Source organism: Paenibacillus sp. ALE2 (assembly GCF_054113385.1).
The window spans coordinates 3,564,074-3,580,632 of the sequence record NZ_CM134213.1; the positions used below are offsets into that span (position 1 = coordinate 3,564,074).

General features: G+C 46.2%; 16 protein-coding genes and 1 other RNA gene. 15 read left to right on the plus strand and 2 right to left on the minus strand.

Features of this window, described 5'->3' with window-relative positions; all coding sequences use genetic code 11:
- Positions 1-101 precede the first annotated feature (101 nt).
- From ACXHJ1_RS15600 to rnpB, 8 genes are all read left to right on the plus strand, one after another.
- The gene (locus ACXHJ1_RS15600) at positions 102-578 is read left to right on the plus strand and encodes a YaiI/YqxD family protein (RefSeq protein ID WP_017428153.1); all 477 of its coding nucleotides are present in this window, start codon (positions 102-104) and stop codon (positions 576-578) included.
- Entirely contained in the window at positions 571-2,445 is a 1,875-nt protein-coding gene (dnaG, locus tag ACXHJ1_RS15605; protein WP_017428152.1) for a DNA primase, read from the plus strand. The genes ACXHJ1_RS15600 and dnaG overlap by 8 nt, the downstream gene beginning before the upstream one ends.
- Before the next feature lie 42 nt (positions 2,446-2,487).
- Positions 2,488-3,621, plus strand: coding sequence for an RNA polymerase sigma factor RpoD (rpoD, locus tag ACXHJ1_RS15610; RefSeq protein WP_007431230.1), 1,134 nt, complete (start codon positions 2,488-2,490; stop codon positions 3,619-3,621).
- A gap of 87 nt (positions 3,622-3,708) precedes the next feature.
- Positions 3,709-4,548 (plus strand): hypothetical protein, encoded by an 840-nt coding sequence (locus tag ACXHJ1_RS15615; RefSeq protein WP_016821578.1) that lies wholly within the window; start codon positions 3,709-3,711, stop codon positions 4,546-4,548.
- Positions 4,545-5,306 carry a tRNA (adenine(22)-N(1))-methyltransferase gene (locus ACXHJ1_RS15620; protein WP_457904897.1) on the plus strand — a complete coding sequence of 254 codons (762 nt, stop codon included), beginning with the start codon at positions 4,545-4,547 and terminating at the stop codon, positions 5,304-5,306. Before ACXHJ1_RS15615 ends, ACXHJ1_RS15620 begins: the two co-directional genes overlap by 4 nt.
- Entirely contained in the window at positions 5,282-6,397 is a 1,116-nt protein-coding gene (locus ACXHJ1_RS15625; protein WP_025365353.1) for a Nif3-like dinuclear metal center hexameric protein, read from the plus strand. Before ACXHJ1_RS15620 ends, ACXHJ1_RS15625 begins: the two co-directional genes overlap by 25 nt.
- 62 nt (positions 6,398-6,459) lie before the next feature.
- Entirely contained in the window at positions 6,460-7,026 is a 567-nt protein-coding gene (locus ACXHJ1_RS15630) for a flavin reductase family protein (RefSeq protein ID WP_016821575.1), read from the plus strand.
- A gap of 79 nt (positions 7,027-7,105) precedes the next feature.
- An RNA gene (gene rnpB / locus ACXHJ1_RS15635) (RNase P RNA component class A) lies at positions 7,106-7,504 on the plus strand.
- A 277-nt stretch (positions 7,505-7,781) separates the two neighbouring features.
- On the opposite strand, the gene ACXHJ1_RS15640 is transcribed toward rnpB, so the two are convergent.
- Positions 7,782-9,002 (minus strand): aminotransferase-like domain-containing protein, encoded by a 1,221-nt coding sequence (locus ACXHJ1_RS15640; protein WP_019688045.1) that lies wholly within the window; start codon positions 9,000-9,002, stop codon positions 7,782-7,784.
- A 116-nt stretch (positions 9,003-9,118) separates the two neighbouring features.
- On the opposite strand from ACXHJ1_RS15640, the gene pdxR reads away from it, so the two are divergent.
- Both pdxR and ACXHJ1_RS15650 read left to right on the plus strand, forming a co-directional pair.
- Complete coding sequence (gene pdxR / locus ACXHJ1_RS15645) at positions 9,119-10,594, plus strand: MocR-like pyridoxine biosynthesis transcription factor PdxR (RefSeq protein WP_044785352.1); 1,476 nt, start codon at positions 9,119-9,121, stop codon at positions 10,592-10,594.
- 88 nt (positions 10,595-10,682) lie between these two features.
- Complete coding sequence (locus tag ACXHJ1_RS15650; RefSeq protein WP_013372124.1) at positions 10,683-10,913, plus strand: hypothetical protein; 231 nt, start codon at positions 10,683-10,685, stop codon at positions 10,911-10,913.
- Positions 10,914-10,966: 53 nt separating this feature from the next.
- Here ACXHJ1_RS15650 and ACXHJ1_RS15655 read toward each other — a convergent pair whose 3' ends face one another.
- Positions 10,967-12,847: a S8 family peptidase gene (locus ACXHJ1_RS15655; RefSeq protein WP_457904898.1), complete on the minus strand. Its 1,881-nt coding sequence runs from the start codon at positions 12,845-12,847 to the stop codon at positions 10,967-10,969.
- Positions 12,848-13,032: 185 nt separating this feature from the next.
- Here ACXHJ1_RS15655 and ACXHJ1_RS15660 point away from each other — a divergent pair, with 185 nt between their 5' ends.
- From ACXHJ1_RS15660 to ACXHJ1_RS15680, 5 genes are all read left to right on the plus strand, one after another.
- Positions 13,033-13,539, plus strand: a complete 507-nt coding sequence (locus tag ACXHJ1_RS15660) for a YpuI family protein (RefSeq protein WP_016821571.1) — start codon at positions 13,033-13,035, stop codon at positions 13,537-13,539.
- Between the two features lie 188 nt (positions 13,540-13,727).
- Entirely contained in the window at positions 13,728-13,955 is a 228-nt protein-coding gene (locus ACXHJ1_RS15665) for a DUF1540 domain-containing protein (RefSeq protein WP_025365350.1), read from the plus strand.
- Between the two features lie 41 nt (positions 13,956-13,996).
- Complete coding sequence (locus ACXHJ1_RS15670) at positions 13,997-14,392, plus strand: hypothetical protein (protein ID WP_016821569.1); 396 nt, start codon at positions 13,997-13,999, stop codon at positions 14,390-14,392.
- A 163-nt stretch (positions 14,393-14,555) separates the two neighbouring features.
- Positions 14,556-15,254 (plus strand): lytic transglycosylase domain-containing protein, encoded by a 699-nt coding sequence (locus ACXHJ1_RS15675; protein WP_016821568.1) that lies wholly within the window; start codon positions 14,556-14,558, stop codon positions 15,252-15,254.
- A 155-nt stretch (positions 15,255-15,409) separates the two neighbouring features.
- Positions 15,410-16,558, plus strand: coding sequence for a cysteine desulfurase family protein (locus ACXHJ1_RS15680; RefSeq protein ID WP_117289016.1), 1,149 nt, complete (start codon positions 15,410-15,412; stop codon positions 16,556-16,558).
- Position 16,559 lies beyond the last annotated feature (1 nt).

A 16,559-nucleotide genomic window follows, 5' to 3' on the forward strand; every position in this document is an offset into this window, starting at 1 on the left:
ACAACTTGAAAAAATGGGTATAAATATACGGAACGGTGTAAGAGTGATCTTGCAGCCGTTCCGTATTTTACTCGAATGCGGATGCGAGATGGGGGATGTTCATGGGAGGGTCCGGAAATTTCCCGGATATACGGATCGTTGTTGACGGGGACGCTTGTCCGGTTAAAAGTGAAATAGCAGAGACAGCTTCCCGTTTTCATATTGACGTTATTATGGTATCTTCATATGATCATCTCATTCAGGGCAGCAAAGGCGTAAGCGTTGTTAAAGTAGACCGAAGCGACCAGAGTGCCGATCTCTATATTGCCAATCATATCCGCCGCGGAGATATTGTAACAACCAACGACTATGGTCTTGCTGCACTTGCCTTGGCAAAAGGGTGTGAAGTGATGTCTTTTCGCGGAACGATGTATCGAAACGATTCGATAGACTTCATGCTGGACCGACGCCACACTTCTGCCAAAGAACGGAAAAAAGGACGTTATGGAAAAGGTCCTAAACCGTTTACATTAGAGGATCGTGAAGTTTTTCAACATAAACTGACAAAACTTTTACTTCGCTTGCAGGAGAATGAATAACGGTATCGAATTATATTTACGTGCTAAAGAGATGAAGGTGGTTAATATGAGTGCCGGACAAGGTAACATACCGGACGATATCATCGAGTCAGTTTTACAACATCATGATATTGTAGATACGGTAAGCAAGTACGTGCATTTGACCAAACAGGGGAAATATATGAAAGGCCTCTGTCCTTTTCATTCCGAAAAAACCCCTTCATTCACCGTGACACCGGATCGTCAGATTTTTTACTGCTACGGCTGCGGCGCGGGAGGCAATGCCATCAAGTTCATGATGGAAATCGAAGGACTATCCTTTCCCGAAGCTGTCAGGACAATGGCAGAAGAAAGTCATATTCCGCTCGGCGAATGGCAGGGACGTGATTCATCGCATCAGCATCCTGAGTTGGACAGGCTGTTGCAAGCGTATGAACTAACATCTAAGATGTACCATTTTTTGCTTAAAAATACGGAGCACGGCAAACCAGCCATGGAATATTTGCGTTCACGGGGATTCAGTGACAAGATCATTGACCAATTCCAAATTGGCTATGCACCCAACCGATGGGATACGATCGTTCAGTTTCTAGAGAAGCGTTCTTTTGATCCTGTCGAGATGGAGAAGGGAGGGCTTATTTCTCCCCGACATGAGGGTGACGGATATGTAGATCGATTCAGAGATCGTATCATGTTTCCCATTTGGAATCGAAACGGAAAAGTTATTGCCTTTGCGGGCCGTATACTTGGCGAGGGGCAGCCGAAGTATTTGAACTCACCGGAGACCAAGCTATTTAACAAAAGCCGAACGCTGTACAATCTCCATCATGCTAAAACCTCAATTCGCAAGCTTCGTCAAAGTGTTCTTTTTGAAGGTTATGGCGATGTGATCTCGGCATGGGAAGCTGGCGTACAAAATGGAGTGGCCGCCATGGGGACTGCTCTAACGGAGCATCATGCTACGATGTTAAAGGGACTGTGCGACGAGGTTATTATTTGTTATGATGGTGACCGGGCAGGACAAGCGGCAGCGCTTAAAAATTTTCCGCTGTTGGAAAATGCGGGACTTCACGTAAAAGTAGCGTTGGTCAGCGACGGTATGGACCCGGATGATTTTATCCGGCAATATGGCGCCGAACGATTTCAGCGCCAAATTATCGAAAGTGCTGTTTCAACGGTGAAATTTAAGCTTATATATCTGAAAAAAAACCATATACTGCAAGAGGAAGAAGGAAGAATCGCGTATTCCCGCGAAGCATTAAATGTCATTGCACCTCTGTCATCCCCGACTGAGCGGGAAGTGTATCTGCGCGAAGTTTCAGCCGAAGTCAAGGTTGATTTTGAAACCTTAAAGCAAGAATGCAATTTACTCCGCCAAACCCTGCAAAAAAAACAGAACTTTGGGGATAATAACGAAAATGGGTGGAATAATGGTAGGCATAAAAAAGGGCAGGTTTCTACGCCTAATCTGTTGCCGGCTTACCATGTGGCTGAACGTAGGCTGCTTCACTGGATGATGCAGGATTTAGAAGCTGCAGAGTATGTAGAGAAGCATCTGGGGGACGCCTTTAATATTGAGGATCATGCAGCAATTGCTGCTTATCTATATGCCTATTACGCGCAAGGGAAGTTACCGGATACAAGCCGTTTTATTTCATCTTTGCAAGACGACCGACTGGAGAAGAACGTAAGTTCGATCATGATGATGGATGCTCCAGGCGTATGGGCACCGCACATTTTGGATGATTATATTCGTCAAGTGCGAAAATTTCCATTGCAGGAGCAACTGGATTTGAAAAGGGAAGAAATGAGAACCGCTGAGCGCTTAGGTGATTTTTTGCGTGCAGCACAAATTGCAAGTGAGATTATAGCCCTAGAGAGACAATGAACACACAGAGGTCGGATGTTTCTAGGAGGAGGGAGTCGAAAGATGGCGAATGATCAGCATACTGAACTGGAGACGGAATTAACACTGGATCAGGTCAAAGATCAACTGATTGAGTTGGGTAAAAAAAGTTCCTCTCTGAACTACAAAGATATCATGGAAAAACTGTCGCCGTTTGATCAGGACCCCGAGCAAATGGATGAGTTTTATGAGCAGCTGGGTGACTTGGGGATTGAGGTTGTAAATGACAACGACGAAGAAGTTACCAGATTGCGTCAAAATGACGACCCGGAAAACAATGACGGGGATGATTTTAATTTCGATGACGATCTGAGCCTGCCTCCCGGTATTAAAATTAATGACCCAGTCCGGATGTACTTGAAGGAAATCGGTCGTGTACCGCTGCTTTCTGCTGATGATGAGGTGGAGCTTGCCAAACGGATCAATAACGGCGATGAAGAAGCTAAGCGTCGGTTGGCTGAAGCTAACTTGCGCCTGGTTGTAAGTATTGCCAAACGTTATGTTGGTCGTGGCATGCTTTTCCTCGATCTAATTCAAGAAGGTAATATGGGTTTGATTAAGGCAGTAGAAAAATTTGATTACGAAAAAGGCTTTAAATTCAGTACGTACGCAACCTGGTGGATTCGTCAGGCGATTACACGCGCAATTGCCGATCAGGCGAGAACGATCCGTATTCCGGTGCATATGGTGGAAACGATCAACAAGCTAATTCGCGTATCGCGTCAACTGTTGCAAGAGCTGGGGCGCGAACCTACGCCGGAAGAAGTGGCTGCCGAGATGGAGCTAAGCGTGGAAAAAGTACGGGAAATTATGAAAATTGCCCAAGAACCGGTTTCATTGGAAACACCAATTGGTGAAGAGGATGACTCACATCTGGGGGATTTCATTGAGGATCAGGAAGCATTGGCGCCTGCAGATGCAGCTGCCTATGAGCTTCTGAAGGAACAACTCGAGGATGTACTGGATACGTTGACCGAACGGGAAGAGAATGTTTTGCGTCTCCGTTTTGGTTTGGACGACGGAAGAACCAGAACTCTTGAAGAAGTGGGTAAAGTGTTCGGTGTTACACGTGAACGTATTCGTCAAATTGAGGCCAAAGCGCTGCGTAAGTTGCGCCATCCAAGCCGCAGTAAGCGACTGAAGGATTTCCTCGAATAGAAGTGTAACATTGCGGACCTTCTGCGGCTTGAAGCGCGCAGAAGGTCTTTTTTTATCTCATGGCAGCCTTGGTGGAGGGGAAGAAGCTTGGACCAGGAGAAAAAACGGACAATACTGTTACATGAAATTGAGCATTGGCGGCAGAGTCGACTGCTCCCTGAGCAATATTGCGATTTTCTATCCAACCTGTATCGGGACGATGAAAATCCGGCACAAAGCCAGAACCGTAACAACACTGGGCTGCTTACATATCTTAGACACGGGCATGGGATCGCCTGGCTTCTTGGTTTTGTCATTATTTCCTGCATTTGTTTGATCGGTTTTTATTTTACCGCTTTTCCGTTGGCAATGCAAATATGCTCGGCAAGTGCAGTTACTGCCATTTGCTATGGAATGGCCGCGGTTTGGCGGTCTTCCGAAAAGAGTATGAGTGCAATGTTGAGCACTTTAGGCAGTGCAATTATGCTGGGTTCAGGTGTATGGATCATTCAGCTTCATCAAGGTGAAGCTAAGGTTTGGTTTCTAGTGCTGGTGGGCCTGTGCGGTTTGATATGGTGTCTCGTAGGATTAACTTTGCGCATCAGCTTGCTTCATTACTGTGGTCTTGCTGGGCTGCTTTTAGTGTATGCGGTGCTTATAGGCCGCTATTGGCCTACAGCTACTTTAGTGATGCTTGAGGTATTTTGGATTTTACACGCAGTATTGTTGATTGGATTAAGCTGGTGGGTACATCGCCGCTTTCCCCGTCTCGCGTTGGTTTATTTTACTATAGGACTGACCCTTGTGTTTATGGCGGAAGCAGACACGGTCGTCCTGCGCCATCAAGCAGCAGGCGAAGTGATGTTTTTTAGCATACTGAAGTTGGCTTTTGTCGTAGGGATTTTATTTTGGACTCGAAAAAAATGGATTACGTGGGTGACGTCATGAAACTTTCTCAGCGATTACAATATATTTTGGAACAAATTCCTGGCGGTAGCAGACTGGCTGATATTGGCTCGGATCACGGATTACTCCCTGTGGCTGCAGTGCGCTCTGGCAGAGTATCACAAGCCGTAGCGGGTGAGGTCAACGATGGACCATTGCGTGCGGCTCAAAAGCAGGTAGCTGAAGCAGGCCTTACAGATCGCATTGCGGTTAGAAAAGGGGATGGCTTGGCTGTAGTTAAGGTCAATGAGGTAGATGTTATTACGATAGCGGGCATGGGTGGTGCCTTGATCGCTTCCATTTTGGAGCAAGGGAAAGACAAGCTTGATTCAGTGAAACAGCTTGTTTTACAGCCCAACGTAGGCGAGGATATTTTACGACGCTGGCTAATCAAGCATCAATGGGTATTAATAAATGAACATATTATGGAGGAAGACGGTAAAATATATGAAGTTCTGACGGCAGTACCTGCTTCCGAAAGCTCACTGAAACAGGATGAGCTGTATCGGGCATGGGAACTTCCTGGTAGTTCGCTGGTACTGACAGAGGACTTGTTAATGCAACTCGGACCGTTATTGGTCAAAGCACCCAATGAAATCTTTTTTTCTAAATGGCAATTGGAGATTCGCAAGCTTCAGGATGTGCTGGCGCAAGTGGCACGGTCAGATCAGGCATCCGCGCAGCATAAGCAGGAGCAATTGCGCAAGCAAATTGAACAGCTGAAGGAGGTACTTGCATGTTTGCCAAAGGACAGACAGTAATTAGCTATATGGAGCAGCTGGCTCCGAAATACTTGGCAGTTCCAGACGATAAAATTGGTCTTCAACTGGGTAGCCTGCAAAAGGAAATCAAAAGCATATTAGTAGCCCTGGATGTCAATGATGAGGTTGTTGAAGAGGCGATCCGCATAAAAGCTGATCTCATTATTGCGCATCATGCGATTATATTCCGCCCACTTAAAGCTTTGAACACGGACCAGCCTGCAGGCAGATTGTATGAAAAGCTGATCAAGAATGATATTGCTGTCTACATCAGTCATACGAATCTGGATACGGCAGAGGATGGCATGAATGATTGGATGGCAGAAGCACTGGGTATTCAAAGTGAAGGTACGCTGGAGGATGTTCACACCGAGCAATTATTTAAGCTTGTCGTTTTCGTACCCAAAACACATCATCAACGTGTACTGGATGCCGTACTGAATGCGGGAGCTGGACATATCGGTAACTACAGCCATTGCAGCTTTAACATCGATGGTTATGGAACTTTTGTACCGGGTAAAGGCACACAGCCGTTTTTGGGTGAGCCAGGTAAAATGGAACGTAGTGAAGAGGTTCGTATTGAGACTATTGTACCGCAGGGTGTACGCAATAAAGTTGTCCAAGCGATGCTGAAGGCTCATCCTTATGAAGAGGTGGCTTATGACCTTTACTCTATGGATCTGAAAGGCCGTACCTTTGGATTGGGACGAGTGGGCAAGCTCAAGGAAGCCCGCACGTTGCGGGAGTTTGTAGATGTTGTGAAAAACGGTCTCAACGTTGAGCATGTACGTGTGGTGGGTGACTTGGACCGTAGGATCAAAAAAGCAGCCGTGCTTGGAGGCTCTGGCAGTCGCTATGTAAATAAGTCGCTTTTTAAAGGCGCTGACGTATTAGTGACGGGGGATATCGACTATCACACGGCTCACGATGCCCTGATGGCCGGCATTGCTATTATTGACCCTGGACATAACGCAGAAAAGATTATGAAGCCTAAAACCGCAGAATGGATGCGCAAACGCTTGGCAGAAGGTCGATACTCAACGGAAGTATATGTATCTGAAGTAGACACCGATCCTTTTCAATTTTTGTAAAACCTTCACATCTATGAGAAAATAAAGGCGTACTATTACATTTTTTCGTAGGGAGAGGTTGTATGCGAACGATGATAGCCGATTCTGCGATTCATGCCTATCCAGGCATGGTTGCAATTGTTACTTCCCGTTATGAGGGAGTAAATAATGTAATGGCCTCAGGCTGGCATACATATATCGGATCATCACCGGGCATGTATGGCATTTCATTGAGGAAGGAAACGTATTCTTACGGACTGATTAAGAAAAGCGGAGGCTTTGGTGTTCAGTTTCTGCCTGCGCACAGATCGGAATGGATTCAGGCTGTAGGTACCTTTAGTGGTAGAGATGTAGATAAGTTTCAGCAGTTTGGGATTGCATATGAAGACGGAATTTCAGTGGATGTGCCTATATTGCTGGAAGCGTATCTCGCTTATGAGTGTAAAGTAGTGGATATTCATACCTACGGAGATCATGACTGGATTGTCGGCGAAATACAGCAGACCTACCGGGATGATGAACTATTCCTAGATGAGGACGTTCCTGATTTTAGTAAGCTTTCAATTCCGTTATACGTGGGAAGGTCTGCTTATTACGTGGCAGATGATTCATTACAGAGAAAGGTACATCCGTTTTATTTGAGCAAGTAAAAAGAGTGCTCTATAATTTACAATATTTTCAGGGTTGTATCATGCACGCGTTCCCTGTATACTATGTAATGTTGTTCGGAAAGTTTAACAGACAATCGCTGGTGGCGTAAGCCACGAGAGGAAAGTCCGGGCTCCATAGGGCAGGATGCTGGATAACGTCCAGTCAGCGCGAGTTGAAGGATAGTGCCACAGAAATGGACCGCCGATGGCCGCTTGCGGCACAGGCAAGGATGGAACCGAGGTGTAAGAGACCCCGAGGAACGCTGGTGACTTCGTTCCTGGTAAACCCCATCTGGAGCAAGACCTAAAGGGACACAGCTTCTTCGCGAAGCAGCCTTAGCCCGAGGTGTGTCTAGGTTGGTCGCTGGAGCTGGATAGCAATGTTCGGCCTAGATAGATGATTGTCGCTTTTAGTGGGAGGGTAGTTCCCGTCTGTACCACGAATAGCACAGAACCCGGCTTACGGAAAACTTTCCCCACTGCAACACCTTAAAATGTATGAATCTATTTTATTAATGACCTGTTTGCATGAGAAATCTTTAATCCAAATGTATTTATTGCATTAAAAAGGGTGCGTCATATTCCTGTGGGAATGATGAAGCACCCTTTTTAATGTACAGCCGGATTGCGCAAAATCCGTACATTTATAGAATGAAGCCCCCAGCATAGCACTGGAGGCTTCATTCTGTTTTTTTTGACTTATAATTTCTCTGTCGTAAAAACGTGCGAGGATGAGGTGTGCAATCAGCACTCTATTAACGCGCGTTTCTTACTACATTTTCCTCCATATACATCTTCAACGCCCGATCCAATCGGTCAACTGCTTTTGGAAGCAGGCTTGGATCGGTATGCGTGAAGTTGATTCGCATATGGTTGCTGCCGCTCAGGTCAGCATAGAAAACTTGTCCAGGCACAAATGCGACTCCTTCCTGAATCGCGAGTTGCAGCAACTGCTCAGAACGGAAGCCTTCAGGTAAGGTAACCCACATAAACATGCCACCAAGTGCATCATTCCAAGTGATTCCTTCCCATTGGCGTTCTTTCATTAACGATGTAAGACGCAGCATACGAGTGTGATACTCAGCGGACACGGTACGTATATGCCCCTCCAAATCAAAGAAGTCCAACAGTTCATTCAAAGCACGCTGGTCAATACTGCTGGAGTGCAAATCAGCAGATTGTTTGGCATTCGCGGTCTTAACGACGATCGCTTGATCAGCTACCAACCATCCAGAGCGAACACCTGGAGCGACAGTTTTAGAGAATGTAGAAGTGTACATTACATGACCGTCGCCACCTAGCTGTTGATCAATAGAAAATAGGGATGGGAAGTTAAGGTTCTCATCAAATTTGAGTCGCCCGTAAGGATCGTCTTCAAAAATTAAAGTTCCGTATTTACGGCATAGCTCAACAACGCCTGTTCTGCGTTCCATACTCCATACACTTCCTGCTGGGTTGGAGAAGGTAGGGATGACATACACAAATTTTGGCTGATGCAGTTTGATTTTGGCCTCAAGATCATCTAATTGCATACCGTTAGCGTCTGTATTTACACTTACAATGTTAGCGCCATAGGAATTGAATACCTGAAGAGCTGCCAAATAAGTAGGGGACTCCACCAATACAGTATCCTGCGGATCAAGCAACACACGTGAAACTAGATCAATGGTCTGCTGCGAGCCTGTTGTCATGAGGATGTTATCTCTGGTGACGGAGATGCCTTGGGATGACATGATTGCTGCCAGACGTTCCCGTAGAGGAATGTATCCCTCGGTTAGGCCGTATTGAAGTGCGGTAGTACCGCCGAGGCGGAATACCCGCTCATAGGCTTTAGCAACCGCTTCGACGGGAAAGAAGGCATCGGCCGGAAGGCCACCTGCGAGAGATAATACATCTGTTCCCTGTGTCAGCTTCAAAATGTCCCTTACCATGGACGAGCCCTGAGTACGAGCCATACCCGAAAATTTGTATTCCAATCCAATCATCTCCTGTGTTCTATACTGTGCTAAGAAATTTGTTGTATTATATCGATAATGAAGTATAACAGTAAACGTCTAAATGTAACAGTTGATTTTTGGAGGGAAGGGTTCCGATGCATATTGATCTCAGCCGCAACAGCAGTGTCAAATTATATTTACAGATTACCAAAACATTAGCGGATCGCATTCAGTCAGGGCTACTACCTCAGGGTACGAAGCTTCCCTCTATCCGTCATCTGTCCAGTCTGCTTGCAGTGAGTCCTGTAACTGTAAGCAAGGCGTATGCCGAGCTAGAGTCCATGAATTTGGTTACGTGCACACAGGGAAAAGGTTGCTATGTGGCGGAAGCTTCAGTACCGATTTATCGTGAGGGGGCGCAGGATTTGTCTTGGCAGATGTCGCTCATCGATTATTTGCCGCGCGCACAATTATGGAGAAACTTTAACCACAGCCGAAAGGCTACCTATTCTTTTCATATAGCCGCAATACAACCGGAGCTTCTTCCCACGCGCGAAATCATCGCAGATACTCAACGTTTATCCTCTGAAAATTCCAATGTAATGGCTGCATATGGGACTTTTGAAGGTGATTTAGAACTAAGAGAAGTGTTCGCAGACCACTTGAGTGAACGTGGTATACCTACAGTGGCAGAGCAACTGCTTGTGACCAGCGGAGCTCAACAGGGGATTGACCTGGTGGCGCGTACGTTTGTTGGCCCGGGAGATGTGGTCTACATGGAAGCTCCTACCTACACTGGGGCCATTGATGTGTTCACTAGTCGTGGTGCTAAAGTAATTATGATTCCGATGGACGAGGAGGGGATGCGGATTGATATTTTGACACGTCTCTGTGATACCCATCCCCCAAAATTGATCTATACGATACCTACCTTCCACAATCCTACTGGCGTAACTTTGACGGTGGCCAGACGCACGCAATTACTGGATCTGGCTCAAAGTTATCACTGTCTCATTGTTGAGGATGATCCATTTTCCGACCTGTATTACAAAGCAAAACCACCGCTTTCTATCAAGGCGCATGATCAATCCGGGCATGTTGTCTATATCAAAAGCTTCAGTAAAACTGTTGCTCCCGGTTGCCGTATAGCTTGTGTAGCGGCAACTGGGAGCGTAATGGATCGTTTAGTGGCTGCCAAGTCAACTACGGATTTGGGAAGCCCTCTATTAACGCAAAAAGCACTGCTACCCTTTATCAGAAATCGACTTGATCAGCATTTTGTTTCATTGCGAGAACAAATTCGTGATCGTCTAACTGTCGCATTGAATACGCTCCAGCGCTATGCTCCGCCAGAGGTTGCCTGGTATGCTCCTGAAGGTGGTCTCAATCTATGGATTAAACTTCCCTCTATGGTGGATATTCCAGAATTGGAGCGGGTAGCTGACCGTGAAGGCATTTCCTTTTTGCCTGGTGCGGTGTGCTATGCAGGTGGTATGGATAGTAATCATATCCGTATTTCTTTTTCGTATGCGGACAAGGAAACACTTAAATCAGGTCTGCGCAAGTTATGTACTTTGTTAGGCGAAATTCTTGATCATTCGGTCATTGTGGAACGAAAGCCTATTTTATAAGGGATAAATGTATTAGGGGGTAAACATCCAAGCACAGCATACGCCTTCTTAATATGCTGTACTAATTCACCGAAAGGAGTTGCACATTATGAGTCATTGCCATTACGACCCGGTTGTGTGCCCGCCGATCCAATTTGTAAATCATCAATTTTACCCACAGGTGGTGCCTGTTGTTCATCCGATTGAAATTATTAATCAGGCGCATGTTATACCTGTGCCCCACCACGTATTTCCGGTGGTTGTCAAGGATCCTGGTGACCCATGCTGTCATACTCGCAGTCATGGAAAGCGGCCTGTCCGTACCAGTTCCAAGCGTTAAGAAAGCCTAAAAAGGCAGCCATGGAGCAACATGGCTGCTTTTTCTGGGGTATCCTAGGCTTCCAGTTTCCTCAATAGGGATTTTAACTTGTCACTGAAATGCTGTGGATAGAATTGCAGGGGAACATACGGACGTTGTGCTGCTTTCAATGCTTTATACACGTCGATTTGACCATACCCAAAATATTTGTCATGTCCTGGTGTGCCCAAATCAATTACGCTGTCTCTCATTAAATCCATTACCTCTTTATTGGTTAGATCAGGGTTAATGGATCGAATCAGGGCAGCTAGCGCTGATACATGTGGACTGGCCATTGAAGTACCCGACAGCGCAGCATATTGATTCCCTGGATACGTACTGGCAATACTTGCACCTGGAGCCATGACGTCCACGTAATCGCCGTAGTTAGAAAAGGATGCGCGGTGCATAGAAGAATCTGTAGCAGAAACGGCAAATACTTCAGGGTATGCTGCTGGATAACCAGGTCGCTCCGTATTATCATTGCCTGTGGCTGCAACTAATACAACATCTTTGTCATAAGCGTATTTGATTGCATCATGCAAAAATGAAGCTTGTGCATAGTTGCCGAGACTCAAATTGATGACCTTGGCCCCGTGATCAGCTGCCCATATAATACCTTCTGCAACCGAGTAAGTCGTACCGGAGCCAGATTGGTCAAGTACCTTGATCGGCATGACCTTGTTGTACCACGTCATACCGGCGACTCCCTCACCGTTATTTACGAGCGCAGAAATGATGCCAGCGACATGCGTTCCGTGACCGACGTCATCATAAGGCTTTTCAGACGGGTTGACCACGTTATGCCCTGAAAGAATTTGACCTTTTAGATCAGGATGATCCAAATCCACTCCCGTATCTACAACCGCGACAATTACATCCTTGCTGCCTTTGCTTAGTTTCCAACCTCTGTTGGTTTCGGTAGCAGGCAGGTTCCATTGATAGCGAGAAAAAAGCAGATCATTAGGAATAGAGCTGTCCGCTTTGATAGGTGCTTTCTCATTAGTCAGATACATATAGTGAGGCTCAGCATAAAGTGGATTCCACTTTCGTGAAAAGTATTGCTTTAGCTCTTTAAAGTTCATCTTATCCGAATGAAATACATAAGTATAACCAAGCTTGCGACCTGGCTCACAGTGTAAGTCTGCTGCAATTTCCTGCAGTTGTCGTGAATCGGGATTGTGACGGAAGCGAACGACAATTTCGTTTTCAAAATAATGGCTTGCATTTTCGTTGTCGTGACCCGTTTTGACAGTGATATCGTGCAGTGTGTCAGGGTGTACGGATTCGATTTTGTAGCTACCTTCTTTTGGATAGGGAATCAAACGCAAATTTTTGCGCTGATGCTTCTCCACATCACGCAATACTTGCTGACTGACTAGAGCAGCAACACCGCATGTTCCGTCAGCCGATGGTTCAGCCATGACGAAATATTTACCGCCTTCAACCTGAAAAGCAGCCGATTCATAGGATTTATTTTGCATGACAGAACGACGAGCCGCAGCCAAGCTGCTTCGAATTTGAGGATGGCTCAGCAGACTTGTCTGTGCTTTGCTACCTGTATAGGTGTTAGTCTTTCCGTCCCTAATGTGAATCCACTGGAGCGTATGAAGATGACTGTGTGATTGCTGCAATGTGTGGGTGAACTGTCTTTTCTGATCGGCAGTTTTACCATTCAGCTCCCGCATTACGTATTGAATATCCTGTCTTGCGTCCACCCGTGTGAGGGTATCTGTAGCGGACAGGTCCAAAGCCAACATTCCTTTTTTAAGCTGCTTCTCCTGCTGTGGTACCATCTTGGTCGTATATTCGGGCTGTGGTGTGTGGCGGTGATCGCGTGAAGGCAGCATCAGTGTGATCAGAAGCACCCCGGCAGCTGCTCCAAGCAGGGGTTTTAACCATTTTCGCCGAGACATGAACCGTCCTCCTTAAGTATTCATAAATTTATGGTTTAGCGTGAGGAGGTTGGCATGTTTTTATACCTTTCAATGCTTATTTGTGGTAGGATAAATACTGAAAATTACAGCTCTTTCGGTTAGAAGGGACTATTTTCGGGTAACCAAATTGATGAACAAGCAACAAATAAGGGGGAGCTGCCTTGATGTCAGCAGTCAACGTACAAAAATTATGTGAGTCGGCGCAGGAGAGACTGAAAACTGCCGTAAAACGTGTGGAAACATTCCTCAATGAGCATGCTCTGCCGCAACTGGCTGTGGATGGCAATGAGGAGTCCGTACTTTTTTACAAAGGTTTTTTGTCGGATCTCCGCCATGTCCTTGTTTTTTCCGAAGTATCCTATGAAAAGTTGGGTGTGGCTTTGCGCCGTGCCAACTTTGACGTCGATTTTGCGGAAAAGGCATTGTATAACGTATACCATGACTGCGTGAACAGCTTTTTTTATCCCAAAAATGAATCTTACGCAGAGGACGGGCGCTATGCTTATACGGGACAAGATGCTATCCGCTTCCGTAAAACGCCAGTGCCAGCCGCACGCGAAGTGATCATGGACATTACGAAAAACTTTGAGGAATTGCGTGATGATCTGACTTATTATGAAAGTGATTATTTGACACAGCGCCGGATGCAGACTCGTCGTACTCATGCCTAAAGTATTCAATCAAGAAATTCATTTCTAATCAAAAACTAAAACAAGACAAGCAAGCCGTTTTCTACTTGTTTCCTGCCAGTTTGGAGGAGACGAAGGGAAGCGGCTTTTTTCGTATGTCACCAACTGCCATATGCCATGAACGCATAGGTGCAGACGAGCGGGGGGACAATGAATCCGAGGTGATGATCATGAGCCAAGAGGCCAAGCCAATCGTAAAGTGCAGTGTAGCCAATTGCCATTATTGGGGAGAAAACAACTTTTGCAAGGCAGATTTGATCATGATTGAAGTAGATGGTCATGCCGGGAAAAAATTTAAAGAAGAATATGCGGGGGAAAGCTTTAGTTCAGAAGAACGTGATAAGGCTGCAACGTCTGCTGCAACCTGTTGCCACACCTTTAAGCCGAAGTCTCTGTAGATTTATTACGCGATTCATTTCCATTTGGAGGTGCAGGAATTATGGAAGATCATGAAAACGATAAGCATAAGAATGAAGAGCATGTTAGCCGTGAACGTGTAGATTATCCTCGTCACGTTCAGGAGCGCTCTGCCAAGCGCCGCCATCATCGTGAGGAATATGCCGCAGAGGTTGCTCCTGGCTCGCCAGTTGTGACCAAACATGAGAACAAGGGTGAAGAGCAGGTTATAAACAATAGTGGTCGTATTTCCGGCTATATTGGGCTGGCTGCTGGTATCGCATCATTGTTTATGTGGTCTATTGTGCTGGGACCCATTGCGGCAGTTTTAGGATTTTTTGCTTATGTAAATGGCAGTAAAACAACCGGTATTTGGTCGATTGGTCTTGGCGCATTGGCAACCTTGAGTTATTTTGCTTTTATCCCGTTTGTGCGCTAACCCTGTTGGGTAAAGGTTCCGATATCTTAGCTCCGCTGTCTTTTCGACAGAAACGGAGCTTTTTTTCATTAAAAAGTATGGAAGTACATAGTAAAAAGTTGTATCATAGCAATAACGACAAGCTATTTTGGATATAACAACTATAGAAAGTTGGGAACACCACATGCAAATTGATCCGCGCGTGTCCAAATCTATGTTAGACATGCAGCTGTTAAATAATATGAGTGCTACGACCCAGACGGGTACAGCGGATGCTTTTTCTGGATTGCTGGAACAAGTAGGTCAGCTGGAAACAGATGATGCTGTCACCCAAGAAAATTCAGGCGATGTTACCAGAGATGAAAACGGCTTGCTCTGGCTACAACTGGGACCTTCGAGGGGAACGGCTTCGCCATTGGCAGTCTATCCGGCTTCTTCCAATGCGGCAACGGACGGACCTACAAAAGCTACAGCGTATGATAGTTTGATTAATGAGGCAAGTCAGAAATACGGCGTTCCGGTAGCTTTGATTAAAGCAGTTATTGATACGGAATCTTCATTTAATCCATCGGTTACTTCTTCGGCCGGAGCCAAAGGACTTATGCAGTTGATGGATGCTACAGCTCAAGGTCTGGGAGTTAGTGACCCCTATGATCCTGCACAAAATATTGATGCTGGCGTACGCTATTTGTCTTACCAGATTAAACGTTTTAACGGACAGGAAAATATGGCGCTGGCTGCGTACAATGCAGGTCCCGGACGGGTGCAGCGGCTTGGAGTAAGTAGTGATGAGCAGTTGATGTCTGTACTGGACAAGCTTCCGGTAGAAACGCAAAGATATATTTCCAAAATTCAGAATGCACGTGAAAAATATACCATCTAAGCCCTATAGCTTATAGCATAAAAGTGCGTAATTTTAATTCGATTAGGTCCGCAGACAGGATCAATATGGGGAAAGGGTGTCGCTGTAATGAAGCGGCCTTTCCCTGTTTTGGTCTTTTTTTGTTGTAGCAGTTGTGGGGCAGAAAGGGGAGTTTGATGAAATATTTTGATTATGCCGCGACAACTCCGCCTTTTGAAGAGGTGATTACAACCGTTGCCGAGGTAATGAGACGCCATTATGGCAATCCATCTTCCATGCATCGGTATGGAGAGGACGCGGATAAGTTGATTAAGCGCTCGCGCGAAGTATGCGCTGCAGCTTTGGGAGTATCTCCTTCAGAGATTGTCTTCACATCCGGGGCAACGGAAAGTAATAATCTTGCCGTTAAGGGAGCAGCTTTGCAGTATCAGACTAGAGGCAAACATATCGTTACTGTATCGACAGAGCATCCGTCTGTGTATGAAGCATGCAAACAGCTAACAAATTTGGGTTTTGAGGTTACTTTTTTACCTGTGGATGAGGAAGGTCATGTGACTGCCGAACAGGTTTGTGCAGCTGTTCGTAAAGATACGATTTTAGTTAGTATCATGCATGTCAATAATGAGACGGGAAGAGTGCAACCGTTGCATGATATCGGAGCTGCGCTGAAGAAACAGTTCCCTCGTGTCCTATTTCATATTGACGGTGTACAGGGGTTTGGAAAGCTGCCGGTTGATATCCGGGGGTGGCAAGCTGATCTGTATAGCCTTTCAGCGCATAAGCTACGTGGACCCAAAGGTGTGGGGTTGCTATTCGTTCGAGAAGGTGTAGAGCTTTTCCCACTGCTTAGTGGCGGCTCTCAGGAGCAAGGGGTTCGTGCGGGTACCGAAAATGTACCATCGCTTGTCGGTATGTCCAAGGCGGTACGGCTGGCGGGCGAACGACAAGCAGAGACAGCACAGCGCATGATTGAGTGGAGAGAACGAGTGGCTGCAGAATTGAAAACAATCCCACAACTGCGGCTGAACAGTGGGAAAGAAGCGCCGCATATTGTCCACTTTTCGTATCCGGGCATGAAGGCCGAGGTACTGCTGCATACGCTGGAGCAATTGGGTGTGGCAGTGTCCACCAAATCGGCTTGCTCTTCAAAATTAGCCGAGCCCAGCCGGGTACTGCTGGCGATGGGCCGCAATGAGGCAGAAGCAGCCGGCGGCATTCGTATCAGCTTTGGTGATGAACATACGGAACAGGATATCGACGAGCTCATACTCGCACTTCGACAGGCTGTAGCCAAGCTGGAATCCCTTGAAAGGTGGAAACGTTAAA

Coding starts and splice junctions, on each gene's coding strand:
- ACXHJ1_RS15625 (WP_025365353.1), top strand. CDS start 5,282: ATGTTTGCCAAAGGACAGACAGTAATTAGCTATATGGAGCAGCTGGCT.
- ACXHJ1_RS15660 (WP_016821571.1), top strand. CDS start 13,033: ATGTCAGCAGTCAACGTACAAAAATTATGTGAGTCGGCGCAGGAGAGA.
- ACXHJ1_RS15650 (WP_013372124.1), top strand. CDS start 10,683: ATGAGTCATTGCCATTACGACCCGGTTGTGTGCCCGCCGATCCAATTT.
- ACXHJ1_RS15680 (WP_117289016.1), top strand. CDS start 15,410: ATGAAATATTTTGATTATGCCGCGACAACTCCGCCTTTTGAAGAGGTG.
- ACXHJ1_RS15675 (WP_016821568.1), top strand. CDS start 14,556: ATGCAAATTGATCCGCGCGTGTCCAAATCTATGTTAGACATGCAGCTG.
- pdxR (WP_044785352.1), top strand. CDS start 9,119: ATGCATATTGATCTCAGCCGCAACAGCAGTGTCAAATTATATTTACAG.
- ACXHJ1_RS15630 (WP_016821575.1), top strand. CDS start 6,460: ATGCGAACGATGATAGCCGATTCTGCGATTCATGCCTATCCAGGCATG.
- rpoD (WP_007431230.1), top strand. CDS start 2,488: ATGGCGAATGATCAGCATACTGAACTGGAGACGGAATTAACACTGGAT.
- ACXHJ1_RS15655 (WP_457904898.1), bottom strand. CDS start 12,847: ATGTCTCGGCGAAAATGGTTAAAACCCCTGCTTGGAGCAGCTGCCGGG.
- dnaG (WP_017428152.1), top strand. CDS start 571: ATGAATAACGGTATCGAATTATATTTACGTGCTAAAGAGATGAAGGTG.
- ACXHJ1_RS15665 (WP_025365350.1), top strand. CDS start 13,728: ATGAGCCAAGAGGCCAAGCCAATCGTAAAGTGCAGTGTAGCCAATTGC.
- ACXHJ1_RS15620 (WP_457904897.1), top strand. CDS start 4,545: ATGAAACTTTCTCAGCGATTACAATATATTTTGGAACAAATTCCTGGC.
- ACXHJ1_RS15600 (WP_017428153.1), top strand. CDS start 102: ATGGGAGGGTCCGGAAATTTCCCGGATATACGGATCGTTGTTGACGGG.
- ACXHJ1_RS15670 (WP_016821569.1), top strand. CDS start 13,997: ATGGAAGATCATGAAAACGATAAGCATAAGAATGAAGAGCATGTTAGC.